Source organism: Burkholderia sp. MR1-5-21 (assembly GCF_053427715.1).
The window spans coordinates 106,261-132,352 of the sequence record NZ_JBSAXD010000010.1; the positions used below are offsets into that span (position 1 = coordinate 106,261).

Genomic DNA, 26,092 nt, shown 5'->3' on the forward strand with positions numbered 1-26,092 from the left:
CGTCGGCCTGAAGCCTTCATCCATGCGGATTGAGCGCGAGTTCCGTGCGGGCGATACCGTCGCCTTTCGGTAGCGTCGTCAGTGTCTCGAGCAGGCCGTCCAGCATTGCCCCGAACAGCGCTGTGGTCGCACGCCTGTCGGCGCGTTCATCCTCGCATTCCCGCCGCCAGTTCCCGGCGAACTCAATTTCCATCACGTGAATGCCAGAGGCCGGCATTCCGTAATGCTGCGCTGTGAAGGCGTCCGCGAAGCTTCCATTCACGACCCATGAGCGACCCGCTTCCTGGACATCCCTGGTAAGTCTGGTCACGAGGCGTCTGTCACACGACGCGCCGCGATTCGTTCCCACGCTGCAGTCATATGCGCCGAGTTGATCGCGGTAGGGCGACAGCCATGAACTCGCGTGCGAAAGGAGCAGAAGTACGTTGTCGTGCCTACTGCGCAGACGGCACAATTCCGTGGCAAGTGCATCATGAAACGGTCGCCAATAGCGGTCCACACGCAGTGCGACCTCGCTCGCCGTAGGACCGCCCTCCGTACCGTAGAGGGATTCTCCACGGGACGTGTGGGTTCGGCACAGGCTCGTACGCATGAGCCCCGGAGAAAGTGGCCCATTGTCGGCAGGCACATTGACGTCGAGAACGCATGGATGATGGTTTGCGGCGATGCACGTGAAACCATGTTCCGCGGCGACAGTCCGAAGCGCAGCCCCTGCCGGGTCGGCAAGCAGTCCTTGCACTGCCCTCCACGCCGGATACAACGTCAACGCGTCTGGAACCGACGTTCCGATATGCGGCGCCGCGACCAGTATCGGTGCGTCACCTCGATCGATGTGGCCGAAAGCCTCGTCACGCATATGGGCACCCTTGATTTCCGCCCACGGGCGGACGATTTCGTAGAGGTCCTGGCTCAGTCGCGATCCCTGTCGCGTACCGGTCAACGGTAGCAGCGGCGAGCCGCAGTCCCGTTATCGTAAGCGCGACTTTATTTACATATAAGCGTCTCTTAGGAAAACCTCCTGTCATCCCGCGGTGGCAGGTTGTGTCGCATCCATTTCGGCAGGCGTGGAACATCAACGGGACACACGCGGTGACTGGTCGCCGCTTCCGTTTCAAGGCAGACAGCATCAGCAACTGCGAATTGGGCTATGCGCACACCGCTAAAGTAAACGTAGTAATGGCGCTGGGCATCTCGGCGGCAAGCTCTCGATATTCAACATATGAAATGCGGAAGAGAAGGTCGATAGGCCAGCATCACCAAAAATCCGATTATCGGAATGCCATTCCGAAAAAATAGTAATCGAAGTACCTTTACTTCCCGAGCGGAAATGGCCTCCCTCCAATTGACAGCTGCACGCGAACGGCCGCTGGCCAATCTAAAATCGAAATGAAATTTCTCTTTTAGAAGTATCGCCATTTTTACGATATGCTTTCCGCAACGAGCCGATTTCCACTCGGAAGTTGGCGAGATGACACCAATTGCATGAACAGTAGTATTGACGGCGATGCAAGCAATTTATTGCAAAATGCTTTCGAATTGGTCTGGGCACGGCGAAATTTAATTCCGATAACCGGAACGTAGTTCCGATTATCGTTATGATATAGCAAAAAGACAGCTTTGTCTAGCGAGGGGAACTGCCCTATTGATGCGACGATGCGGGACTGGTGAGGAGCGTGCATAATGACACCTTTGTTCCGAAAATCGGTACAGAACGACACGATGTCTGAAATCACTACACCGGCAACCAAGGGCGAGGACAAGCCTCTCGACAGGTACTTTCGTATCCTCGAGGTCGTTTCGGCTTTTCCGTCAGGTATTGGTCTGGCACAGATCGCCGAGATCGTCGGACTCCCAAAGCCGACGGTGCATCGTCTTTTGCGTGGCCTGTTAGAGAGCCGAGTACTCGAAACCAGTCCTGCGGGGCCTTTACTTTACGTCACGGGGACTAGAGTACGAAGGCTGCTTTACACAAGTGCTGGTGCGGACTGGATCGAGAACGTGACGCGGGTTGTGCTAGGTGAAGTCGCAGAGCAAACCAGGCAAACCTGCTTCATCGCCAAGTTTGAAGATCTGAAAGTCCGCTCAGTAGCCATGGTCACACCGAACAACCCCGCAAGTGGATACGTCGTGCCGGGCAAGCTACTCTCCTTGCACGCGGCGTCTTCTGCAAAGGCGATCCTCGCATTCCAGGATCCCCCTCTTGTGCGAAGGATCTTGCCTTACCCGCTGCCAAGGTTGACCGACAAAACGATTGTGGACCTCGACGAATTCTTTGCCGAACTTGTCGCGATACGACACGGCGCGGTGGCGGTATGTGAGGGAGAAGATTACGAAGGGTTTGGAGGGCTTGCTTATCCGGTCCATCTACCGGATGTCGGCGTGATTTTCAGCGTGGCACTGACTGGTGGAATCGCTTCCTTGCTGGGCGACAAGCGTGCCAAACACGAACAGATCTTAAAGCTTGTCGCGCAGCGCATTGCCGTTGCCTTGTCAGCTGCGTCCGATCAGAAATAGATGGTTCCGGTGTCGATTGATATGGGATCTTCGCCCCCGAAACATTGCGACCGGCAGCTTGTGACCTTGCCACACATATGTTCCGGGGGCAGGTCACGGCAACGCCAACAGCCAGATTGCAACACTCGTCGAACACCAGACCCGGTTCGTGATGCTGGTGAAGATTACCAGCAAGGACTCTGAGGCTGTAGTCAACGCTCTGATAAGACACGCCGGCAAGCTTCCGCAGGAATTGTATAAATCGCTGACGTGGGATCGGGGCACGGAGATGGCTGGCCACAAGCGCTTCACTGTCGCGACGGACATCAAGGTCTACTTCTGCGATCCCCAGCATCCCTGGCAACGCGGCACGAACGAAAACACGAACGGGCTTCTGAGACAGTACCTCCCAAAAGGAACTGACCTCTCTGCCTACTCGCAAGCCAAGCTCAACGCCATTGCCCGGCGGCTCAACGAACGTCCACGCAAGACACTAAACTTCGATACACCGGCTGAACGATTCCATCAAGCTGTTGCATCGACCGGTTGAATCCGCCGGTCAACGCTGACATCGCGCAAGTACCCAGGCGTCTCGGCCGACGTGCCCAAAACTGCTGCCTCAGCCACCAAGCACATAGGAGATGCAGCAAGCATCGAAAAATTCTTCGATGCCCCACTTCTCTCACTTGTCGCACTGTTCGATTCAGCCAGCCACCTGTATGCCACGCTCCACGACGGTCGCGACGACCGCGACCGTATCGCCGACTTGCACTAGCCCGGGAAAGTGACGAGCGGCCACGATGCCATCTCGCTGCGCCCGATATTCGACAGGAGGCACGCCTGAGCGGGACGCATCATAGACACGAGCCAGAACGTCGCCATACACGACTACCTCGCCAAGATCTCGGCACATCTCGAGCAACCCGTCGTGCTCGCTGGTCATGTAGCAGGATATGTCAGGCACATCGAGAAGCGTCGTCATGTGTGGCTCCACGCGCGTCAACCCGTCGCCTTCCAGAACGCCCGCGTACCGCAGGAAACCGCGCACGCCCCGCTCGGCGATGGCGACGCTTTTCGCCGTCGATGTCCCACCACCGCCCAATTCGGTCGACACGACGACTTTTCCAGCTTCCTCGGCCGCACAATCGAACATACCCACGCTGTCGAGTTCGAGTATCCGCATCGAATACGGTGCCCCGAACGCCACCATCGCCTCCTCGCAACGCGCCTGCTGTGCTGGGTCGGACAGAACATGGATCGCTGCGAATGGAACGAAATCGAGCGTCCGCCCGCCAGCGTGAATATCGAGCACATAGTCGGCGAGCGGGAGCAGGTATCGCTGAAAATAGTCGGCGATTTTCTCCGTCACGGTGCCGTCGGGCTTACCAGGGAAGCTGCGATTCAGATTGCCTGCATCGATAGGCGACGTGCGCGTCCCGGCTCGAAAAGCCGGATAGTTCATGAACGGCACGATGATGACCCGTCCACACACGTCGTGCGCGCGAAGCTCGCTTGCAAGTTTAGACAGCGCAACCGGCCCTTCGTATTCGTCACCGTGGTTACCGCCTGTGAGCAGTACGGTCGGTCCCGCGCCGTGTTTCACCACCGTGATGGGGATCATGATTGCTCCCCATGCAGAATCGTCGCGCGAGTACGGCAGCTTCAAAAATCCATGCTGCTCGCCCTCCGCATCGAAGTCGATAGTGGGGGTAATTGATGAAGCCCGCATCGGGTCACTCCTAGATGAACAGTTCATGCAGAAGCGCGATAGCGCGCACCGCACCGCGAACTTTGCGGTGGCCCGCGGCTCAATCTGCCTCGCAAGTTGCAAAGCATCATTGAGCCTGCCGAGCAGCCGGCGCAATCGAGTCGGTTTTGCAACTGCTGGCCAGATTCCAGCCAGCGCAACTCAATTTCTATCGAGCATCAAAGTAGCTGGAAGAAGCAGCTTTCGGTGCCTGCATCGATTTAGAGTGCGGCGACAACCGTCACTTCCACCAGGTACCCCGGAGCCGCCAAAGCAGACTGCCCGGTGGCTCGCGCGGGTGCATGACCACGAGACACCCAGCCTTCCCACACTGCATTCATCGTTTCAAAATCTCCGATGTCAGCGAGCCACACCTGCGCGTACAACACCTTCTCCTTGCTAGTTCCCGAAAGCCTAAGGAGTCTGTCCACCTGCTCCAAAGCCTGCTTCGTCTGAACCGCGACATCTTGGCCGAGTTCGCCCACTTGTCCGGACAAATACACGGTTCCGTTATGGATTACCGCTTGGCTCATCAGCGCATCGGTTTCATAGCGAGTTACAGTCATCGGAGGTTCCTTATTTCAAGAAAATTTGATATACACACATCTATATTCACCAGCATAAAAACTGAATTCACATAGATTCGTCTAGGCGCGCAGGATAATGCTGCGCCACACCTTCTGACGTGACGCTCTACGCGTACCACTACCAAGCTCATTGCCCTTATCCGAATACATCTTTCATCTGGTTGATAACCGGATTTATGAATTCCGGATTTCCGGTCCGGTGTCGTTGAACCGACACCAAGCAAAATGGTCGGTACGAGCTCGCCAAGCAAGGCGAAGTCCTCTCCCAAGAGAGCCCGAGACTCGGCGAACGACATGATCCGCACGCAACAGCAAAGTCGCACAAGTCTGACCGGAGTCAACCGTACCTAGCGCGCCTGCGCGCCCAACCTTGATCCGGTCCTCAATCCCAATTCTCGTGAACCGCCCGGACGGAATGGGACTACTTCAAAGTTCCTCGAGCGCGAGCTCTGGGTGACCGAGAACGTCACGCCAGATAGTGATCTGGTCCGGATCGATCGCTTCGACAAAAAACTCAATTAAATGATCCGCTTTCTCTCTCTTCGCAGCACATATTTAATAGCATTCAGAACCGTTAGTACCACCCACACCCCAAAATACCATCAATAGAAAACACAATCAAGCTATGCATCAATCATCGCAGTCGATTGCCGCCTAATTAGATTTCGAACGGTGTTTGAAAAACTACTCAGAAGCAAATCTGGACCAATTTCATCTATTGAACGACACCCCAAATAACCCATTGTGCGTTCGATCTCGTCCTTTAACATGTGCATCGCATCGGCAGCGCCCTGTGCGCCACCCGCAACAGTGCCAAACAAGAATGCGCGCCCAACCAAGACGGCCTGTGCACCGAGAGCCAAGAGTTTCACTACATCACTGCCCCGACGAATGCCGCTATCTGCAAGTACCGTAAGCTTATGGCCGACTAAATCCACGATTTGTGGAAGGATGTCAGCCGGGGCGACAGCGCTATCAAGCAAACGCCCTCCATGATTCGACACAATAATTCCGTCGGCTCCCGACGAAGCTGCGGCCAAAGCCGTTTCAGGATGAAGGACACCCTTGATGATTAAATTTCCCTTCCAGTATCGCCGCAACTGAGAAATGTCTTCCCAATTTAAAGAGGGAGTAATATTTACCCTCTGATCCGCCTTCGCTTTAATTATGGTATTCCTGAATTCCGCCGGATAATTTGCATTGGCAGGCATGCCTTCGCTCATCCAATAGCGCGCCAGCACCCCAAAAAGCCACCCTGGATGCCTCAGAATGTCCAAAATCGCCGGCAATGTGTATCGCATCGGCATATCAAAGCCGTTTTTATAGTTGTATTCGCGCTTCGGATATACGGCAGTATCTGACGTCACGACAAGCGTCTCGACCCCGGCACCCATCGCGCGATCAAGTAATTCGAGAGTGAGTTTGCGGTCCTCCCAGACATAGAGCTGAAACCATACGTTCCCCTTCGCAGTATCGGCGATTTCTTCAACCGAAGTGATAGCCTCAGTTGCCGCACAAAACGGAATTCCGGTTTGTGCAGCCGCCTTCGCTAACTCGATCTCGCCTTTGTACCAACCCAACCCTGCACAGGCGGTCGGCGAGACAATGGTCGGCATACTTTGCTCGCGGCCGAAAACCGTCGTTTTTAATGAGCGCGTCGATACATCATTCAGCACACGAGGCAGCAATTTTATACTCTCGAACTGTCGCCTGTTGTATGCCAGAGCAACCTCATCCTCAGCACCGCGATCGATATACTCGAAAATACCTTTCGGAAGCCGACGCTTTGCTTTCGCCCTGAACCACTCATAGTTCTGGTTCGACCCATAGACATCGCTCGACATATCTAACCTTACAAATTTAGTTCAATTTTATGAGATGAGTGAATCACACCCGCGTTTCACCAGATTTTTCACCTGGAAATTACCGTCGCGATGGAACCTGATTTTCAACGATTTTAAAAATCTTGGCTATCATCCCAGCCATCAGAACATATACGATCGTAACAAGGGCGAGCGGCTCATATACCAGAAACGTGTCCTGCCTGATTTTATACACCGCACCATAAAGATCCATCACCGTAACCGTGAATGCAAGAGGCGTTGCTTTGAGCTGGGAAACAATCTCACCAGCGATCGACGGGATAGCTAGCCGAAATGCACGTGGCATCCACACTCTGCGAGCGACAAGCACATAATTCATTCCACAGGCCTGTGCTGCTTCCAGCTCGCCGCGCGGCACACTCAGGAGCGCCCCTCTAAGGATCTCTGCCAGATATGCTGCGAGATTAAGTGAGAACGCAATGACGGCAAACGTAAACCCATCTCGAAGTACCGGCCATAAAATGCTGGTTCGAATACCAGGTATCGACGGCAGCAGCGATCCGACACCGTAGTACAAAAACCATAGTTGAAGCAGAAGTGGTGTTCCGCGAAACGTCGTGCAAAACCATCCTGCCGGCAAAGAAAACAACTTCCACTTAGTCAGTTGTGCCAAGGCTAGACCGATGGCCAACGCGAAACCAATCAAAACGGACAGGACAAGCAGTAAGAGAGTTTGAACGAATCCGTCGACAAGAATCGTCGAATAATCATAAATCCAAGAAAAATCCATGAGGCCCACCCGAGCACGCAAAAGTTTACGGAAGATTCAAAAAATGGCTCATGATCGGCGCTGACCGACTCGGAAGCGTTTGTCCAGCCTCGAAAAAATAACATTTGAAACCAATGTGATGGCCAAATAGATAGCACCGGACACCAGGAAGAATGCGAAGTAATGCTTCGTGCTGCCCGCCGCGACAAGAGTCGCAAGCGACAATTCTTGATAACCAACCACCGCGATCAATGCAGTGTTCTTCGTGATCGACATCCACTGATTGGCGAGCCCCGGAAGGGCATTGGGCACCATGGAAGGGAATGTAATGCGACGAAAGCGAGTCCAAGCTGGCATTCCGCAAGCCTTGGCTGCTTCGATCTGACCGGCCGGAATTGCCAAAATCGCACCCCGGATCACCTCAGTGGCATAAGCCCCCTGAACAATTCCCAGGACAATAATCGCAGCTGCAAACCCATTGAGGTCCGCAGGTGGTAGACCAAATAAGGCGAGGAGCTCATTTAGCCCATCCGTCCCCGCATAAAACAAGCTAACAATCAGAACCAGTTCCGGGACAGCTCTAACAATGACGGTGTAGCTGTCAAAACAAAAGCGAACAGCACGGCCTCCGTGGAGTTTTCCCATGGCACCTAGCAAACCGATCACGGTGCCAGTTATATACCCCCCGAACGCGATTGCCAGTGTAGTGGCCGCACCGCTAAGTAGCATACCTCCCCAACCTGGGGGAAAGGGCGAGAAGAGCCGAATTAGAGATACCAGATCCATAAGATTCAAAAATCCACGATGCTGCCTGCTCGATTCCCGCGTCATCAGCTAACAGAAGCACATGACGCGGGCGCCCACTTTTCTCAATTACTGCACGTACGGATCGTAGTCAAAGTACTTCTTGGAGATAGCCATATACTCGCCATCGCTGCGAATCGCCTTGATTGCCGCGTTGATCTTGTTCTTCAGGGTGCCATCAGATTTCCGAACGCCACCGCCGACACCCTTACCCAGAATGGCCTGATCGTCCTTTACCGATCCAGCAACCGCACAGCATCCCTTGCCAAAATCAGTCTTCAGAAACTCCAGAAGCGAGGTTCCATCCGAAAAGACATAATCCACCCGTCCGGCCGAGAGATCTTGGTACATCTCTTCCACGGTTTGATAAGTCTTCTCTTTCGATTTATCAGCGAAGTATTTCTTGAAATAGTCAGATTGGATCGAGGAAACTTGAGTTGCGATGGTTTTTCCTGCGAGGTCGGCCGGTGCGACGCCACTTTTCACACCTTTAGACCCGATCAGCATCGCACCCGTATTGTAGTATTTATCGGTAAAATCGATCACCTTTTCACGCTTGCCCGTGATCGTCATCGAAGACCAGATAACATCAATTTTCTTCGATTGAAGCGCGGGAATCAATCCATCCCAAGAAATCGGAACGATCGTGCACTTCTCCTTCATTTGCGCACAGACAGCGTTCATCATATCAATTTCCCAACCTTCCCATTTTCCAGAAGCATCTTGCTTAAAGAACGGGGCGTACGGCTCGTTCATCACACCAAAGCGAAGATCGGCAAATGCGCTTCCATTAGCCAGAAATACACAAAAGAAAGTGGCAGCCAACACAGCAAATTTTTTCATGATCGACTCCTATCGATTTCAAACCGCAGATTTATTTATCACCCAACCGATTGTTAAATTTTACAATCAAAAGATCTTTGCGAATTTTCCTTCATCACAAGCCACACCAACCCACCGCAACGAGACGCAAAATACAATTTCCCCCTCGCATTCGAATCAATCCATAAATTCACATATCGACAAATACATAGATCGATAATTAATGATGCACCGAACTCACGAATTCCTTACATCGGGAATTCGTCGGATCACCGAATACGCGTGCAGGCGGCCCCTCTTCCACCACCTGACCGTGGTGAAGAAACATGACATGGTTAGATACTTCACGAGCAAACCTCATTTCATGGGTCACCAAAACCATGGTGCGACCTTCGTCGACAAGCTGGCGAATTACCTTCAGAACCTCTCCGACAAGTTCGGGATCCAGCGCCGAAGTCGGCTCATCGAAGAGCATCACATTCGGGTCCATACAGAGAGCGCGCGCAATGGATACTCGCTGCTGTTGGCCGCCCGAAAGAAAAATCGGATACTGGTTCCGCTTGTCGTAGAGACCAACCTTTTGAAGGAGAGCCTCACCCCGAGCGATCGCTTCCTTTCGATCCATTTTCAGGACGTGAACTGGCGCCTCGATCACGTTTTGCAAAACCGTCATATGAGGCCACAAATTGAAGCTTTGAAAGACCATTCCCAGTCGCCGGCGGATGTGTTCGATCTTCCGCATGTTCAGCCCGTGGGGCTTTCCATCGTGCCCCCGAGTTACATGGATCTCTTCATTGTTAATGACAAAGCGCCCTGAATCTGGGGTCTCCAAGAAATTGATGCAACGCAAAAAAGTACTTTTCCCGGATCCGGATGAGCCGATTAAAGAAACGACATCACCTTTCTTTGCCTTCATCGAAATTCCACGGAGAACCTCATGGTTACCGTAGCTTTTATGGACCTCGTCGACCTGGAGGGTTATATCTGCGTTTCGCATCTCTCTTTCCTGTACGTGCATTAGGGCGAAGCTCAATTCGGCCAGCCGTCCTAGTGAACAAATTCCCGACTTGCCGATGCGGCACGAGTGTTTCAATTACAGTCAGTACCGATCCATTGTCATGACGCAGTACTGGCGAACACCGGCCAAACTAGCTCAGCTGCGCGACATCGCCGATCGCGTCGGTTGCTGCATTGATGATGTGATCGATGTCGGCATCCGTCATAGGCGTTGAGAGCGCCATGAGTCCATAACTGGCCGACAAGACGCCGCGATTCAACAGACCAAGGTTGAAGGTATTGAGTGCGGTCGCCTCGGCGGGGAGCGGGAAGGCACTGCGGTAGTCGACCACTGGACGCGACGTGAAATGCACCTTCAATAACGATCCGCCACCAACGGCTTTCCCTTGCACACCATGCTTCGCGAATGCCTGGTTGATGCCCGCCCGTACTCGGTCTCCAATCGCATCAAGTCGCGCAAAGCTTGCGTCGTCGAGCAGTTTCAGCGCTGCAGCCCCCGCGAGCATGGAAATCGGATTGGCAGAGAACGTGCCGCCATGTGGCAACGCCGGCTTGCCGTTGGAAGGATCGAAGACCGACATCACATCGCGACGTCCACCGATAGCCCCCACAGGAAAGCCGCCGCCGATGACCTTTCCGAAGGTCGTCAGGTCAGCCTGGACTTTCCAGAGTGGCTGCGCGCCGGCATACGACAGGCGGAAAGAGATGACTTCATCAAAAATCAGAAGTGCACCGACCTCTGTCGATGCAGTGCGCAGTGCACGAATGTATTCCTCAGTCGCCGGCACGAGGCCGGCGCGATTCGGCATCGGATCAACGAGCACCGCTGCCAACTCGTCCTTGTGCTCTCGAATGATTCGCGTAGCCGCAGCAGGATCGTTGAACGGCAGCACCACCACGTCGTTCGTCACTCCCGCCGGCGTTCCTTGTGCATAAGGAATCGAAGTTGGGTCAGCAGCGCCCCAGTTATTCGGCCCTGAATCGAGGCTTACCTCGGCATAGTCATAAGAGCCATGGTATGCCCCCTCCACTTTCGCAATCTTCGGACGGCCAGTGAAAGCCCGTGCGGCCTTCATTGCCATCATCACGGCCTCAGTTCCCGAGTTTGTGAATCGGACAGTCTCGACCGATTCGACACGCTCGACGAGGATCTCGGCCAGTTCGATTTCCGATTCCGTCGGCAGACCAAAGCAAGTTCCGTGTTCCAGTTGCTTGCGCACGACTTCGTTCACGACCGGGTGTGCATAGCCATGGATCTGCGACGTGAAGTTGTTGATGCAATCGATGCGCTCATCGCCGTCCACGTCCCACACCCTACAACCGGCGCCACGGTACGCATAGATCGGATACGGCTTCATGTACACCGTCGTGCGAGTGTTGCCACCCGGCAGTAACTGCTTGGCGCGTTCGTGGAGGGCCTGCGAAACCGACGAAGGCGAGGGATACTTCATGTCATCTCCTGTTCCGATAATCGGAATAACGTTTCGGATGTGGAGATCATAGCACCTACCGTTTTTTGTTCAAAAGCGTCTTTTTGCTGATTGACAAGCGGATTCCCACCACCCTACACTGCATAAAATCGACACGCTATTCCGATTATCGGAACGCATGAGGACACAATGCTAGGATTTTCACTATTGCAGGGGACAGATCGTCCGTACCCGGATTCGCAACACGATTCACCTTACTGGTGGCAGGCGGCACCTCGCCCCACTGCTGCCGAATGCATGCGTGACGTACCACTCACCGCCGACGCAGTCGTGATCGGGTCGGGGATTACCGGCCTGAACACCGCAATTACGATCGCCCGCGGCGGCCGATCGGTCGTGGTTCTGGATGCCGAGGCACTGGGACATGGGGCGAGCACGCGCAACGCCGGCTTCGTGAGCCGGGCGTTCAAGCACAGCTTCGAGACAATCGAGAGGAAGAACGGGCTAGGATTTGCAAAGCGTCTTTACGGAGAACTTGACGCTGCAGCCCGCTCAGTCGAGGCCCGAATCGAGGAAGAAGGCATCGAATGCCTGATGCGGACCAATGGCCGCTTCATGCCATGTGCAACAGACGCCCACCTGTCGTCAATGCTCCGGGATCTCGAAATCCAGCGCCAACACATGGGGTTCGAATTCACGCCGGTCTCTCGATCGGAGGTTCCGAACGAACTCGCGACCGACAAATACGCAGGTGGCGCAATCATCCACGGCCTTGGCGGATTGCATCCCGGTCTCTATCACACAGGATTGATCCGAGCTGCGGAGTCCGCGGGTGCGACACTGATTGGCTTCACGAAAGTCATCTCCGTGCGCGGGCAACAAGGTGCCTTCAAAGTTTCGACGAACAGAGGTGAGATCCAGTGCCAGGACGTGGTGCTTGGGACGAATGGCTATACACGGGGCCTACTCCCATGGCTCGACAGACGATTGATCCCGTTCGATGCCTTCATGGTCGCGACTAAGGCTCTGTCGCCGGAAGGAATGTCTCGCGCGATCCCAGGCGGCAAAGTTGCGATCGATTCGAATCACAACGCACTCTTCATCCGCCCCTCACCAGACGGCACGCGTGTCCTGTTTGGAGGCCTGACTGGGTCGGCGCCGGAGGATCTGCAAGTCAAGGGCGAGAGACTGCAAAAAATGCTGGGGACACTGGTGCCGTCACTCGCTCAGGCCGAACTCGACAGCGTATGGACCGGTAAATGTGCCGCGACATTCGATCTATTCCCGCACATGGGCTGCCATAACGGCATCTACTTCGCCGCCGGCTACTGCTTTGTCGGCGTTCCGATGGGTACCTATCTCGGCACCAAGCTTGGACAAGCTGTACTCGGACAACGAGAAGCCGCGAGCATCTTCGCGGACAAATCGTTCCATTCGCTCCCGTTCTATAGCGGGCGCCCCTGGTTCGTGCCCATGGTCACGCGCTACTGGCAAACACTCGACTCACGCACCCCTTCCGGCGCTATAGCGTCCTAACTAGACATCACTCTTGGAGGATTCATGGTCAATACCGAAAACTTTCCCCGTGTCACCTATGCAAACACTGGCGTAGATCTGACCGCTCTCCACGACTTTCTGGACCTGAGGATCCCGGAATTCAAGCAAGCCATTCTTGGACGCACGCACGCGAACGTTATCGGCGGACATGAGAATTCGGATGGCGCTTTCTTTACCGTGCAAAGTCCCATCGACGGAAAAACCGATCTCGGAAACTTTGTCGCGGCATCCGCGGCCGCCGTCGACGAGGCCGTACGCGTCGCGCAACACGCCTTCCCCGCCTGGAACGAGATGGGCTGGAAGAAGCGCGTCGAAATCCTTCGGCGCTGGGCAAAGGTACTCGAGGCCAAAAAGTACGATCTCGCGATCGCGGCACTGCTGGAAGTCGGCAAGTCGCGAACCGAGGCGCTCGGCGAAGCAGACGAAGTGATTGACATGGTGTCGTATTATTGCGCCGAGATCGAGCGTCATGACGGGTACACGACTCCGCTCAACCGCGTGTTTCCGAACGAAAGCACTGTCAGCATTCTGCGTCCTCTCGGTGTGTTCGCAGTAATCTCGCCATTCAATTATCCTTCGGCGCTTCTGATTGGCATGACGACCGGTGCACTTGTCACAGGCAACACCGTGGTCATGAAGCCTTCCGAAGGGTGTTCGCTGACAGCCCGGATCATCATGGATTCGCTGACCGAAGCCGGATTGCCGCCGGGCGTTGCCAATTTGTTGGCCGGCGGCAACGAGACGGGCAAGTCGCTGATCGAGCATCCAGGAATTGCTGGTGTCGCGTTCACTGGCTCCTACGACACGGGGATGCATATTTTTCGGTCCGTCAATGCGGGCCGGTACGCGAAGCCGGTCATTGCTGAAATGGGCGGCAAAAATCCGGCCTATGTGACGAAGAATGCTGACCTCGACAAGGCAGCACAAGGCGTCGCACGTTCCGCGTTCGGACTTCAGGGACAGAAATGCAGCGCATGCTCGGTCGTCTACGTCGACGAGTCGATCAAGGATGAGTTCGTCAAACGTCTCCAGGCATACACCGAAAAGCTCGTGATCGGCAATCCCGAGAGTCGCAGCACGTTCCTTGGCCCTGTCTATAACGCCGCCGCCGCCCAACGTATGGAACGTGCGTTCGAAGTCACCGCCGCTGAAAACAGCCTGGTGTTCGGCGGCAAGCGGGCCGACGTTTCGGCAGAACTCGCTGGTGGCCATTATTTTGAACCCACGCTCGTGCAGGTCGAAAAAGGCCACTTCCTGACAAAGGATGAGCAGTTCATGCCGTTTCTCGCGTTGCGCACTTTCCGTGTACTCGACGAGGCGATTGCAGAAGGAAACGATGTCAAGTACGGCTTGTCTGCAGGCATCTTCACGGAGGATCAGGCCGAACTTGAGCAATTCCTGAACACGGCACAGGCCGGTGCGCTCTATGCCAATCGCCCGAGCGGCGCGACTACCGGCGCATGGCCTGGCGTACAGAGCTTCTGCGGGTGGAAGGGATCCGGCGTGACGTCGAAGGGCGGCCTTGGTCCGAACTACCTGCCGCAATTCATGCGCGAACAATCCCACACAATCCTTGCGTAACACGCCGAAGTACCTGCAAGTGTGAGATGTCGCGGCACGTCACGATGGCGCTCCCACAGTGACGTGCCCCCGAACTTTCCACCGCACTGCTCGCGTACGCTATCAATCCGTCGATTGATTGAGCCGAACATGTCGCGCCTTGTGGTGTGGCCACCGACTATCCCATCGCGCGGATGTCCGTTTGCGGCTTGCCATACCTGTCCAGATTGGCGCGCTAACCCTCCGCAATCTGTAAGATTTCGCGTTCGACATCGCGTCGGGCTCGAGTTTCCACAAGTTCGAGCGCGATTGACCTAGCACCGGCGCATAACGAAGCTCCGTACGTCCCAGAGTCACTTTTCGCCAAACACGACGTCCCGGTTCTGAATATTCTTGCCGCGCGCGAAAGCGCTACCAGTCTTCAGGGCAGCGAACCTGGCACTCACTTCTGGATCGGCGGCTAACGCTGCCTGGACAAAGATATAGCATGTGGACGCGCTGACCGTAGGCTAAGCCGTGCACGGCCGATGCAGTCTTGGCATAATTGCCAAGTTGTTCCGAAATACGGTCCAAAATCACCCATGTCAGATACTACGACGCAGACTGAGAAAGTCGAGGACAAACCGCTGGATCGATACTTCCGTATCCTTGAGGTGGTATCAGCGTTCCCGTCAGGTATTGGTCTCGCTCAGATTTCCGAAATCGCCGGACTTCCGAAGCCGACCGTGCATCGCCTCTTGCGCGGCCTGCTCGACAGTAGGGTTCTGGAGCCAAGCCCGGCAGGCCCGCTGCTGTACGTCACCGGATCCAGGGTAAGAAGACTGCTGTACACGAGCGCCGACGCAGACTGGATTGAAAACGTGACCCGTGCCGTGCTCGCGGAAGTGGCTGAGCGGACTGGTCAAACGTGTTTCGTTGCAAAGTTCGAGGATCTGAAAGTCCGCTCGGTCGCAATGGTCACTCCCGACAATCCGGCCAGCGGATACGTCGTGCCTGGCAGGCTATTGGCTCTGCATGCTGCCTCCTCAGCGAAGGCTATCCTTGCGTTCCAGGATCCGGCTCTCGTACGAAGGATCTTGCCGTACCCGCTGCCACGGCTGACTGACAAAACAATTGTGGACCTTGATACGCTGTTCGCTGAACTCGCAGCGATCCGACAAGGAGGAGTCTCGGTCTGCGACGGGGAGGATTATCAGGGCTTCGGCGGACTGGCCTATCCGATTCATTTACCTGATGTTGGCGTGATTTTCAGTGTCGCCGTCACGGGCGGCGTCGCCTCATTGTTGGGTGACAAACGCGATGAGCACGAGCAGATCTTGAAGATCGCGGCTCAGCGAATTTCGGTAGCCTTGTCAGCAAGACTGGAACATAAGTAGGTTCTCGAACGGGCCCGCATTGACGCAGGTTTTCGCGGCCCCTGCCAATTCTGAGCCTCTGCCCAATGCCCCTGATAAGAATAGCCGAGATTCCTCGAGCTGCCGTGCGCACATCGGATCATCGTCTGCCAACGCAATGGTCCCGCCGGCGAACATTCGAGACCGTTCAGCGTCGGTTCGACACGATGGTGGACGATTCTTTTGGATTGCCAGCGCTTTGGTTTCCCCGAGACCAGCGATCTGCCCAACGCGCGTGGATATCGATCGCGCTATGCAAACACGGCGGATGCCCCGCAAAAAAAACACTATGAAGTGTTGCCCCCCGGGAAGGCAGACGTACACACCTAATCAACGGTTGTGTGCACGCCTACTTTGCAACAGATCGACCGCTAAAATCAGCCTAGCTCGACCTCGCCAAGCAATTTCTCGCCATCGAGGAGTCGCTCCAGATTGTTCTCGAACAAACGGGCTACCCCCGCCGGAGCGCTCGGTGCTGCCGTATGTCCAGTCAAAATTAGCCTCGGCGTCGACCACAGGGGTGAATCCTGATCGAGGGGTTCGCACTGACATACATCAATTACTGCTTGTGCGACTAACCCCTCGTTCAGGGCTTCCACCAAATCCTCTTCAACGACAGCACTTCCTCTTCCCGAGTTGATAAACACACTGCCCGGCTTGAACTTCTGAAAGAGTTCTCGATTGTATATGCCTCTCGTTTCGGTACTATCCGGCAGAAGGTTGATCACGTAATCGGACTTGCTTACTAGCAACGCGAACTCAGAGATATCATGAACTGAGTCGAACGGCTCGATAGGTTCCAGCACACGCGAAATGCCGCGGAGATACACTCCAAAGGGCTTGAGAAAGCGGGCGACGCCAGTTCCGATATCGCCGGACCCAACAATCAGAACCGATTTCCCGACAAGGGCTCCCGGTCTGCGCGCGTCCCAAACCTTGCGCACCTGTGAGTCCATTCTCTCCAGATGCTGGCGTTCGTGGGCAAGCATGTACGAGAGGACATACTCTGCCATCGACTGTCCAAACACGCCTACAGCCCTTGTCAGGATGTAATTGCGTGGCATGTCTGGCGCCAAAAAGGGCTCGACGCCTGCCCAGGTCGACTGTATCCATCGCGGCGGCGGTACCGTCCTGAGGAGAGGTACCAAGAGATTTGGCTGCCCGAGCCAGATGTCGCACGAACGGGCAGCGTCTTCCAAGTCTGCAGCGGATGGTGACGCGATGATGCTTAGATTCGGAATGGCCTCCGAGAGGATGTCCTTATAAATCTTGCAATCATCTTCCAGAATTAGTGCTCGCACCACAGTGCCTCCTCGATCCCACAAAACTGATATTCGGTGTCACACACCGAGTCACGCTGAAGACGGTTTAATTAATCTGCGTAGGACGGCTCTTCCTCATCGAGAATCACTCGCATTTCTGCAAAGTGCGCGAAGGCCATCTCGCGGTAGTCCCCCCATTCCGTGGCCACCTTTTCCGCAAGCGCGTCGGACATGACATTCAGTGGCTTGTTCGTCGAGTATGCCAGTACGAGTGTTCTGCACGACTTCTCGAGAAAGTACAGCTCGTCATAAGCTTCCGCTACGGTTGCTGCCGTGACGATTACGCCGTGGTTCCCCATGATCATGGATTTCTTGTTGCCGAGGGCTCGCACGAGCCGGTTGGCTTCATCCTCATCATCGGCTACGCCACCAAACTCGAGGTCGATTGCCGTGCGATTGAAAAAACGGGCCGTGTTCTGATCAATCGGTTTGATCTCCGGATCGGCCAAACTGGCAAGCACCGTGCCATAGGTAGAGTGTGCATGCAGGATACAGCGAGCTTCAGGGCAGGCCGCATGGATGCGTCCGTGAATTGCCCATGCGGAGGGGTCAGGTGCATCTTCACGTTCCATGGTGGTCGGATCTTCTGCATCCAGCAGAAGGAGATCGGACGCCTTGATTCGCGAGAAATGCTTCCAGCGCGGGTTCATCAAGAATCGCTTTCCATCCGGCGAGACAGCAAGGCTGAAATGGTTCGCGACGCTTTCGTGCCAGTCGTTACGTACTGCGAGACGGAAAGCTGCCGCGAGTTCTTGGCGCAATTGCACCTCGTCTTTGACGTTGTGCGAAGCAGTGGCTGTGCAAAGTGCAGTCATGTGAAATCCCCTGAGTTTGGTTGTCGTCGCTAGAAGCGTCCGTGGAAAGTATTGCCGACGCTACCTATCGGTGGAAGCAAAAGTTCAACATGCTGACTATGACAAGCGGTCATGATAGAGCCGTCCCGATACCGTTCACGGTATCGGGCTCACTCGTTCGGCCGTCGCGACCGTACGCGGCTTCTACCTCGAGAGAGGCAATTCCGTCTTACGTTGCCGCACGACTTCGATCATCTCCGGCACGAGTCTGATGGCGTCGTTGCGGGACATCAACGCCATCTCGGTTCATGCGATACCCGTGCCCATCTGAACAATCAAGAAGACGCAACCCTCAGGACTATGAAGCAAACGCACAAGGAGCGTGCGCCAGAGAGTCATTTGAACTGGATGCCGCGGCATACAACTTTCTCCTCCCCCAGCGCCAATGAATCAGAACAGCGTCAGTACTGCCGGTTTTCACCAACATCGGCGGCAGATTTAGGAATCCCGTACTGTCCGAGAATAGATGTCAAGACCCCATCCTTCCGGTAAGAATCAAGTGCGGCATTCATTGCCGTCGTGAGGGACGGATTAGCTTTCGGCATCAAGAAGCTTACTTGGGTCGCGATCACAGATGACTTGACTCGAGGATCTGGATGAAGCAGTTTTACCTTAATGTCGTTGCCCTTATTCAAAAATACTGCGGCAGCAAAACCCTCGACACCTGCTTCGATACGCCCCGCCTGAACATCCTGAGCCAGATTTAGTGAATTCGGGTAGGTACGCGCGCCATCATAGAGATTGTTCAGTTCGGGGACCCAGGAGTAGCCTTGGACCGTCCCGACCGGCTTGCCCTTCATCGAGTCGACTGTGTCATACCCCTTCTTGGATTCGATAGCCACTTGATCCAGGTAGACCGCATTGCTGAGAGAAACAACTTGCCCCCGCGCGACAGTGCGATAGAAGCCGCCAAGAGCAACATCTGCGCGATTCGTTTGAACGGCAGAAATGGCTGCCGGATAACTATAGATTTGATACTCAATCGAAAGGCAATTATCCTTCGCGAACTTCTGCAAGATATCACCGTCGATACCCGAAACCCCACTCTTCTCCATCGAATATGGCGGCGTATTCGTAAGAGCAACCGTTAGAACACCCGATTTAATAACAGAGAAATTCTGTTGCGGCTTACAGGTTTCCGCGGCGTGAGCACCGACACCAAAATTGACCAGCGAAAACACCGAAAGCGCGAGTACTCCACTCTTGACATTCATCTCACTCTCCAATAAAAAGTTCATTACGGATCGCCACAACAAAAAATCACTCCGCCAAATGGCCAGAATGTCGCGGCAAAAATCTTCGCAATATAGGTTTCTTAATTTCCCAGGGCTTTAGTCACCGTCATATCACCCAGGCTGCTTCCCGCTTCTGAATGGAGCCACGACACGAAAGACTTTGCCATTGGACCTAAACGTGCATCTGAACGCGTGACTACGTAGTACGACTCCTGGCTTCGAATCGCAATCTCCGGAAACGGCCGCACGAGATCACCCCGAGCTATTGCAACTTCAGCAAGCTCCAAGGCGTGCAACGCGATTCCATGACCTTCGATGGCCGTTTGCTCTAGAAGAACAGTGTCCGCGATAACGTGACCAGAACTGACACGCGCTTCCTCTAGTCCCGCCCTTCTCGCCCAGTATTTCCACGTGTCATGATTTCGATCATGCAACAACGTGCAGTCCAGCAAGTCGGCAACATCATGCAGTTTGTGGCTTCGCAGGTAATCTGCCGAACACATGGGAGTGAAGGTCAAACTCAATAGCTGCTCACAGCGATAGCCATTCCAGAGACCTCGCCCCCACTTAACAGCTAGTTCAGTCTTTTCCGCGAACTCCACACGCTTATCCGAGAGGTGAATATGCAACCTCGTGGCAGGATGGCTTTCGGTAAATTTCCTCAGTCGGGCCGACAGCCATCGTGTGGCGAAAGCCGGATCTACCTCGATCTCCAAACTTTCGGCTTCTTTGTAGCGCCCAGTCTCGCGAAATACCGCTTCAAGAACTGAAAGAGCAGTATCAATATCGCGAAAGAGAAGTCGACCAGCTTCCGTCAGTACTACGTCATGCGACGACCGACGAAAGAGATCCATCCCAAGCTCGTCTTCTAGGCGTTTGATACGGTGACTGACTGCCGATTGAGTGACGTTGAGATTGACCGCCGCGGCCGAAAAATTCCTGCTCTCAACAACCGCCTTGAAGGATCGGAGCAGCTCGATTCGCGGAATTCTTGATTGCGCCATCACAAACTCCAGACAAACATGCAGTACACCCTATTGACCAAAATGCTTGTTTAAACGACGTTCCGTTCTTTCGACGATCCACCCGAAAGGAATAACAATCACTAGGTATAAAATCCCCGCGAGAAGCAACACGTCGAAGTAGCGAAATGATGCAGCGCCGATTTCGTACGCATGCGCAAGCAACTCCGTAACCGAGACCGTAAAAGTGAGCGCAGTCATCTGGAAAACCAGGATTGCGAAGCCCATCATGGCTGGAACTGCAACCAGGAGACCTTGTGGGACAACGACAAAGCGCATGACGTCCGGATAGGTCATCCCGAGTGCACGTCCTGCCTCGATTTCTCCTTTTGGAACAGCATTAAGTCCCGCCCTAAGAATCTCACTTGTATATGCACCAGTCGTCAATGACAGCGCGATAGCACCAGACGTGAACGCGGCAACATTCAAGCCGACTGACGGCAGCCCGTAGTACACCATTTGGAGTACCACGAGTGCAGGCGCCCCGCGTCCAATCTCAACAAGTACGACAGAGATGTATCGCAGAGCGCGAGTTTTCGCGGACGCAAGGAGCGCAAGTACGAGTCCCAAAGGAAACCCTAGCAGAGCGACAATTCCTGTCATCTTCAGGCTTATGATTAGACCTTTTGTCAGACCTGGCGCCCACTCGATCCAACTAGAAAGCATTTGCATCATTGTGAAATTCTCCCGCGCAGCTTTGCGTCCATTTTCCGCGATACGAAAGCTACGGGAATGGACATCAATATGTAGAGACCTGCGGCGATGATGAACGGCGCAAATCCACCGGCAGTGGCTTGAGCTTGCTGTGATGCAAACATCATCGTGTCTCGCACGCCGATGGTCGATACGACTGCACTATCCTTGAGAAGACCCACGAGAAACGTCGCCATCGGGGGGATCGAAACGCGAAGAACTTGCGGGGCCGTGACAAAGCGCAGGATATCGAACTGAGTCATCCCCAACGCCGTCCCTGCCCCAAGTTGACCTCGCGGTAGCGCAAGAAAACCACCACGATAAATCTCGGCCAGGTAGGCGGCCGAAACCATCCCCAATCCAATCAGGGACGCTTCGAGCGAGTTCAACGTGACAAAACCGGTGCCGACGCCAAAAAATATGACGAAGAGCCACACAAGGGGTGGAATCCCTCGCGCGACATCGATATACATTCGAGCCAGCAGACGAGGAGTCGTCAATTTTGATCGACGCATCAACACCAATGGAATCGCTCCGATAGCCCCGATGCTGAAGGAGCCTAAAGTGATTCCAATGGTGGTCGGAACCCCTTTGAGCAACTGAAGGAGGATGTCGATCACGAGCTGCGCTCCAAGATTGCCCTGAAGAACTTTTTGGTACGTGGCGAAGATGGATTCCGCAAGACCTCTTGAGGCGGGCCTTGTTCGATAATTTCACCGTCCGCCATCACGACAATGCGATCCGCGACCTCAGCGGCGAAATGGATCTCGTGGGTTACGACGATCATGGTCATCCCGTCTTCCGCCAGTTCACGCATCACTTGCAATACCTCCAATCCGAGTTCCGGATCAAGTGCCGAGGTCGGTTCATCAAACAGCATCACACTTGGATCCAGTGCCAAAGCGCGGGCAATCGCGATACGTTGTTGTTGACCCCCGGACAGCATTGCGGGATAGGAATCTGCTTTGTTTGCGAGATGGACTCGCTCAAGAAGCGCCTCGGTACGCTGCTCCGCCTGAATTCGCGAACGACCGAGCACTCGCATTTGCGGAAGGGAAATATTTCTCCGCACCGTCATGTGCGGGAAAAGATTGAATGATTGAAAAACCATGCCCGTTGCGCGACGAAGCTGTAGAAGCTGGTCGGAAGTGAGCGCATGATCAAGCGAAAAATTGAAAGCACCGACTCGGAGCGTGCCCGAGGAAGGCTGCTCGAGCATATTGATGGTGCGCAACAACGTACTCTTGCCTGCTCCACTTGGTCCAACGATTGCAACGACTTCGCCCTTTGCAATATCGAGTGTGACGTTCTTGATCGCGTGATGCCCCGGGTATCGGACGTCGATATTCTTCAGACGAACTATAAATTCCGTCTCAGGAATATTTGGTTCCGGTGAAACCCGACCTTCGTTGAGGTTAGCTGCTGAGGAAGGTTTTCCCATACGTGCCGTGGTCAGGTCGCCATTCATCTGGTGTCCTCATAAATCCGTGGCCTGCGCACCCCGATTACGAGGTGTCAGATGCCGCGCCCCATCGCCCTGGCGTGCCGTCCCACTGCAGCTGGCGCTGCTGGGTGCACTGGGGTTCGCGCACACGGGCGCGCATGCGTTACGCCTGGGCAAGAAGAGGTTCGCGTGCTCACGCAGCGCCGGGATCAGTGATGTAGTTCGCAAATACTTCATACCCCGCGCCATTCCGTAAATCAGAATATTGTTTCGGATATATAGATCCTAGCATCATCAATTTTTCGTGAGTAGCACTTTTCTACCGATTGACATTCAGACGTCACCGCGACTAAAATTGGTACGAAGTTTCGATTATCGGAACGCACAAGTGTGTGCTGGTGCCTTGCATTGGAATTTGCAGGCCGTTTCTGGGGCCTCTACACGAAGGACACGCTGGTGCCAGGCGTCAGCGCCGCAAGCTGCGAAGAGAGCAAGGGAAGCGACGCCCTCAACTCCGCGGCGTAGTCGTTGCCAGCTGTGGGATTGTGATGTGAAAGGCGTGTCTACACTTGTGCGCGGCGACCGGTCCGCCGGCAAACGCGACTTGGTTTGTCGCGATGCCCAAATTGAATGTCGACGATCCAAAGGTTAGGCAGCTCATCTATTCGAACTGGCCTCATGCTGCAGAGCGAACGGTGATGCACATATGGACGGCCGACGGTCCGAAGACTTCACGGACCGATGGCACGTCGAGATTGCAATACCTTCGACCTTCGTCAGTTTTCTTCCTCCAGCCAGAAAGTGCCGTGCTGCGCCAGCATCGCACTCGCTGCTGCGGGCCCCCACGTCCCTGCCGCATAAGGCTTCGGCTTGCCCGAAGCGGCCCATTCATTGAGGATCGGCTCAACCCAGCGCCATGCCGCTTCCTGCTCATCGCGGCGCACAAACAGCGCGAGGCGTCCGTTGATCACGTCGAGCAGCAGGCGCTGGTACGCCTCCATCTGACCATCCTTGAAGAATTGGTCGAATGCGAGATCGAGATGCACGCCCGACAAATTCATTCCTTCCCCCGGTTTCTTCGCGAGGCAATACAGACGGATCGTTTCGTTCGGCTGCAGCCGAATCACGAGACGGTTCGCCCCCGGACGCAAGGCCGACGCACCTAGCGCCGAATGGGGCACCGGACGAAAGTTCACGACGATTTCCGCAACGCGATCAGCCAGCCGCTTGCCCGTGCGCAAGAAGAACGGCACACCCGCCCAACGCCAGTTCTCGATCTCGACCTTCAGCGCGACGAAGGTTTCCGTTGCGCTGTCCGGGTTCACGCCAAGCTCAGTCGCATACGCAGGCACCGACGCCCCGCGAATGACGCCCGCATGATATTGACCACGTACGGCGACCTTCCTGATGTCGTGCCGTTCGATCGGCTTCAGCGCACGCAGCACCCGAAGCTTTTCATCGCGAACAGAATCGGAATCCATCGAATGCGGTGGTTCCATCGCGACAATCGAAAGCAACTGCAGAAGATGGTTCTGAACCATGTCGCGCAGCGCACCCGTATTGTCGTAGAAGCCGCCGCGGGCTTCCACGCCGAGTTCTTCGGCAATCGTTATCTGGATGCTCTCGACCCACTCCCGGCGCCACAGTGGCTCAAAGAGCGCATTGCCGAAGCGCAACGCCAGCAGGTTCTGCACGGGCTCTTTGCCGAGGTAGTGGTCGATACGGTAGATCTGTTCTTCGGCGAAAATTTTGCCTACTTCATCGTTAATCGCGTTCGACGAACGTAGGTCGTAGCCTAGTGGCTTTTCGAGCACAATGCGCGCGTTCTCGTTCAGTCCCACGGACGCAAGCGCGCGGCAAATCGGTACAAACAGCGACGGGCCAGTCGCCAAATAGAATACTCGCGTGCCCGGCAGATCTCGCATCGCATCGCGCAGCATCACGAAGTCTTCGGGCTTGCCGAGATCGAGCTTCACGTACTCGATGCGCTCGAGAAAACTCGACCATGCACTTTCGTCGATGCCGCTCTTCGCAATGTGTGACTTCACATGCTCATTGACCCACAGGAGATAGCGATTCCTATCTTCCTCGCGTCGCGCAGCGGCGACGATCTTGCCCCTGGGTGCCAGCATTCCTGCACGGTGCGCTTCATACAGTGCTGGCAGGATCTTGCGCATCGCCAGATCGCCAGTTCCGCCGAAAAGAACAAAAGTGAAGCCAGATTGCATTTCAGTGAACATTCAAATAGTCACACGAAGGTTTGTGCGTTAGATGTGAAGACAACCGGCCGCTGGCATCCGATGAAAAGCGAAGCAAAGCCACAACTGCTCGACATTCTCGGGATGGTCAATAGATCCGCCGAAACTTCTTGTTCCGGTTATATGCGTCTCTCGCCAATCAGACCGCTCTCCACAAAAAAAAACGATGCCCTCTCGGGCATCGCAAAACTACGCCTCTCGCAGCGCATTCACCCCAGGAGATGAGAGGTAGCATCCAACCAGCTTCCCTTTCGACAGTAACGATTGGACGCCGGTTGCGTGATTCAACGCAATTCGTCGACGAGTTTTTCGAGCTTGATAGCATCAGCCGCGAATGCGCGAATGCCCTCGGCAAGCTTCTCAGTCGCCATTGCGTCGTCGTTGAGTTGATAGCGGAATGCTGGCTCATCGACTGCGACGCGCTCGAGAATTTCATGCGACGCCATGTCGGGCGTGAGTTTCCGCTCAACGGTGTCAGTACTGTCGCGGAGCTTTTGCAGTAGGTCCGGGCTGATTGTCAGCAGGTCGCACCCAGCGAGTTCGAGAATCTGGCTGACCGTGCGGAAGCTCGCTCCCATCACTTCAGTCTGATAGCCAAACTTCTTGTAGTACGCGTAAATGCGACGCACCGACTGCACACCGGGATCATTCTCGCCACCGCTTTTCACTTCATCCCAATCACTACCAGCCTGCCGTTTGTACCAGTCGTAGATGCGGCCAACGAACGGTGAGATCAGTTTGGCGCCGGCTTCAGCACAGGCGGCCGCCTGCACTGTTGAGAACAGCAGCGTCATGTTGCAATTTACGCCTTCCTTCTGCAGTGCTTCGGCGGCCCGAATGCCTTCCCAAGTGGACGCGAGTTTGATCAGTACACGTTCGCGGTCAATCCCAGCTGCTTCGTAAAGCGTGATGAGTTCGTGTCCTTTTTCGATCGAGCCCTTCGTGTCAAACGAGAGGCGCGCATCGACTTCGGTCGATACCCGGCCGGGAATGATCTTCAGGATTTCGCAGCCAAACGTGATGAGCAGGTTGTCAATAATCGCCCCGGTGGTCTTATCCTTGCTGTCGCGCACGCATTTCTCAAGCAGCGGTCGGTAGGCATCCTTTTGTACCGCCTTCAGGATGAGCGACGGATTCGTGGTGGCGTCCCGCGGCTTGTACTGCGCAAGTTGCTGGAAATCGCCGGTGTCGGCTACAACGGTCGTATATTGCTTCAGCTGATCGAGAGTATTGGTCATTTCAGTTAACTGGCGCTTCGGCG

General features: G+C 54.9%; 22 protein-coding genes and 1 pseudogene. 5 read left to right on the forward strand and 18 right to left on the reverse strand.

Translation table 11 applies throughout. The annotated features are described in order from the left end of the window. Window positions 1-16: 16 nt before the first annotated feature. Entirely contained in the window at window positions 17-856 is an 840-nt protein-coding gene (locus ACV229_RS15940) for an N-formylglutamate amidohydrolase (RefSeq protein WP_448084067.1), read from the reverse strand. An 824-nt stretch (window positions 857-1,680) separates the two neighbouring features. On the opposite strand from ACV229_RS15940, the gene ACV229_RS15945 reads away from it, so the two are divergent. Further along, window positions 1,681-2,514 carry an IclR family transcriptional regulator gene (locus ACV229_RS15945; RefSeq protein WP_448084068.1) on the forward strand — a complete coding sequence of 278 codons (834 nt, stop codon included), beginning with the start codon at window positions 1,681-1,683 and terminating at the stop codon, window positions 2,512-2,514. 97 nt (window positions 2,515-2,611) lie between these two features. Next, window positions 2,612-3,043, forward strand: a pseudogene (locus ACV229_RS15950) (IS30 family transposase); the annotation flags it as partial. A 153-nt stretch (window positions 3,044-3,196) separates the two neighbouring features. Here ACV229_RS15950 and doeB read toward each other — a convergent pair. The 8 genes from doeB to ACV229_RS15990 all read right to left on the reverse strand — a co-directional run bounded on the left by doeB (window position 3,197) and on the right by ACV229_RS15990 (window position 11,513). Beyond that, window positions 3,197-4,222: a N(2)-acetyl-L-2,4-diaminobutanoate deacetylase DoeB gene (gene doeB / locus ACV229_RS15955; RefSeq protein WP_448084069.1), complete on the reverse strand. Its 1,026-nt coding sequence runs from the start codon at window positions 4,220-4,222 to the stop codon at window positions 3,197-3,199. Window positions 4,223-4,461: 239 nt separating this feature from the next. Beyond that, a complete protein-coding gene (locus ACV229_RS15960; protein WP_448084070.1) occupies window positions 4,462-4,806 on the reverse strand; it encodes a RidA family protein in 345 nt (114 codons plus the stop codon). 644 nt (window positions 4,807-5,450) lie between these two features. Further along, complete coding sequence (locus tag ACV229_RS15965; protein WP_448084071.1) at window positions 5,451-6,671, reverse strand: alpha-hydroxy acid oxidase; 1,221 nt, start codon at window positions 6,669-6,671, stop codon at window positions 5,451-5,453. Between the two features lie 79 nt (window positions 6,672-6,750). Further along, on the reverse strand, window positions 6,751-7,440 hold the full coding sequence (locus ACV229_RS15970) for an ABC transporter permease (protein ID WP_448084072.1): 690 nt from the start codon (window positions 7,438-7,440) through the stop codon (window positions 6,751-6,753). 48 nt (window positions 7,441-7,488) lie between these two features. Next, window positions 7,489-8,205: an ABC transporter permease gene (locus tag ACV229_RS15975; RefSeq protein ID WP_448084073.1), complete on the reverse strand. Its 717-nt coding sequence runs from the start codon at window positions 8,203-8,205 to the stop codon at window positions 7,489-7,491. 87 nt (window positions 8,206-8,292) lie between these two features. Beyond that, window positions 8,293-9,066, reverse strand: coding sequence for a transporter substrate-binding domain-containing protein (locus ACV229_RS15980; protein WP_448084074.1), 774 nt, complete (start codon window positions 9,064-9,066; stop codon window positions 8,293-8,295). 199 nt (window positions 9,067-9,265) lie between these two features. After that, window positions 9,266-10,042, reverse strand: a complete 777-nt coding sequence (locus ACV229_RS15985; protein ID WP_448084075.1) for an ABC transporter ATP-binding protein — start codon at window positions 10,040-10,042, stop codon at window positions 9,266-9,268. A 151-nt stretch (window positions 10,043-10,193) separates the two neighbouring features. Continuing rightward, the gene (locus ACV229_RS15990; RefSeq protein ID WP_448084076.1) at window positions 10,194-11,513 is read right to left on the reverse strand and encodes an aspartate aminotransferase family protein; all 1,320 of its coding nucleotides are present in this window, start codon (window positions 11,511-11,513) and stop codon (window positions 10,194-10,196) included. Window positions 11,514-11,789: 276 nt separating this feature from the next. On the opposite strand from ACV229_RS15990, the gene ACV229_RS15995 reads away from it, so the two are divergent. From ACV229_RS15995 to ACV229_RS16005, 3 genes are all read left to right on the forward strand, one after another. Further along, window positions 11,790-13,028 carry an NAD(P)/FAD-dependent oxidoreductase gene (locus tag ACV229_RS15995; RefSeq protein ID WP_448084077.1) on the forward strand — a complete coding sequence of 413 codons (1,239 nt, stop codon included), beginning with the start codon at window positions 11,790-11,792 and terminating at the stop codon, window positions 13,026-13,028. A gap of 24 nt (window positions 13,029-13,052) precedes the next feature. Beyond that, entirely contained in the window at window positions 13,053-14,630 is a 1,578-nt protein-coding gene (locus ACV229_RS16000; RefSeq protein WP_448084078.1) for an aldehyde dehydrogenase family protein, read from the forward strand. A 560-nt stretch (window positions 14,631-15,190) separates the two neighbouring features. Continuing rightward, complete coding sequence (locus tag ACV229_RS16005; RefSeq protein ID WP_448084079.1) at window positions 15,191-15,985, forward strand: IclR family transcriptional regulator; 795 nt, start codon at window positions 15,191-15,193, stop codon at window positions 15,983-15,985. 395 nt (window positions 15,986-16,380) lie between these two features. On the opposite strand, the gene ACV229_RS16010 is transcribed toward ACV229_RS16005, so the two are convergent. From ACV229_RS16010 to tal, 9 genes are all read right to left on the reverse strand, one after another. Further along, window positions 16,381-17,067 (reverse strand): D-2-hydroxyacid dehydrogenase, encoded by a 687-nt coding sequence (locus ACV229_RS16010; RefSeq protein WP_448084080.1) that lies wholly within the window; start codon window positions 17,065-17,067, stop codon window positions 16,381-16,383. A 308-nt stretch (window positions 17,068-17,375) separates the two neighbouring features. Further along, window positions 17,376-18,140 carry a class II aldolase and adducin N-terminal domain-containing protein gene (locus ACV229_RS16015; RefSeq protein WP_448084081.1) on the reverse strand — a complete coding sequence of 255 codons (765 nt, stop codon included), beginning with the start codon at window positions 18,138-18,140 and terminating at the stop codon, window positions 17,376-17,378. A gap of 440 nt (window positions 18,141-18,580) precedes the next feature. Continuing rightward, a complete protein-coding gene (locus ACV229_RS16020; protein ID WP_448084082.1) occupies window positions 18,581-19,393 on the reverse strand; it encodes a substrate-binding periplasmic protein in 813 nt (270 codons plus the stop codon). A 101-nt stretch (window positions 19,394-19,494) separates the two neighbouring features. After that, window positions 19,495-20,418, reverse strand: a complete 924-nt coding sequence (locus ACV229_RS16025; RefSeq protein WP_448084083.1) for a LysR substrate-binding domain-containing protein — start codon at window positions 20,416-20,418, stop codon at window positions 19,495-19,497. A gap of 30 nt (window positions 20,419-20,448) precedes the next feature. Next, window positions 20,449-21,111, reverse strand: coding sequence for an amino acid ABC transporter permease (locus ACV229_RS16030; protein ID WP_448084084.1), 663 nt, complete (start codon window positions 21,109-21,111; stop codon window positions 20,449-20,451). Next, entirely contained in the window at window positions 21,108-21,749 is a 642-nt protein-coding gene (locus ACV229_RS16035) for an amino acid ABC transporter permease (protein ID WP_448084085.1), read from the reverse strand. The genes ACV229_RS16030 and ACV229_RS16035 overlap by 4 nt, the downstream gene beginning before the upstream one ends. Further along, a complete protein-coding gene (locus ACV229_RS16040) occupies window positions 21,746-22,597 on the reverse strand; it encodes an amino acid ABC transporter ATP-binding protein (protein WP_448084086.1) in 852 nt (283 codons plus the stop codon). Before ACV229_RS16040 ends, ACV229_RS16035 begins: the two co-directional genes overlap by 4 nt. Window positions 22,598-23,349: 752 nt before the next feature. After that, a complete protein-coding gene (zwf, locus tag ACV229_RS16045) occupies window positions 23,350-24,813 on the reverse strand; it encodes a glucose-6-phosphate dehydrogenase (protein ID WP_448084087.1) in 1,464 nt (487 codons plus the stop codon). Window positions 24,814-25,115: 302 nt separating this feature from the next. Then, window positions 25,116-26,069 carry a transaldolase gene (gene tal / locus ACV229_RS16050; RefSeq protein WP_448084088.1) on the reverse strand — a complete coding sequence of 318 codons (954 nt, stop codon included), beginning with the start codon at window positions 26,067-26,069 and terminating at the stop codon, window positions 25,116-25,118. Window positions 26,070-26,092 lie beyond the last annotated feature (23 nt).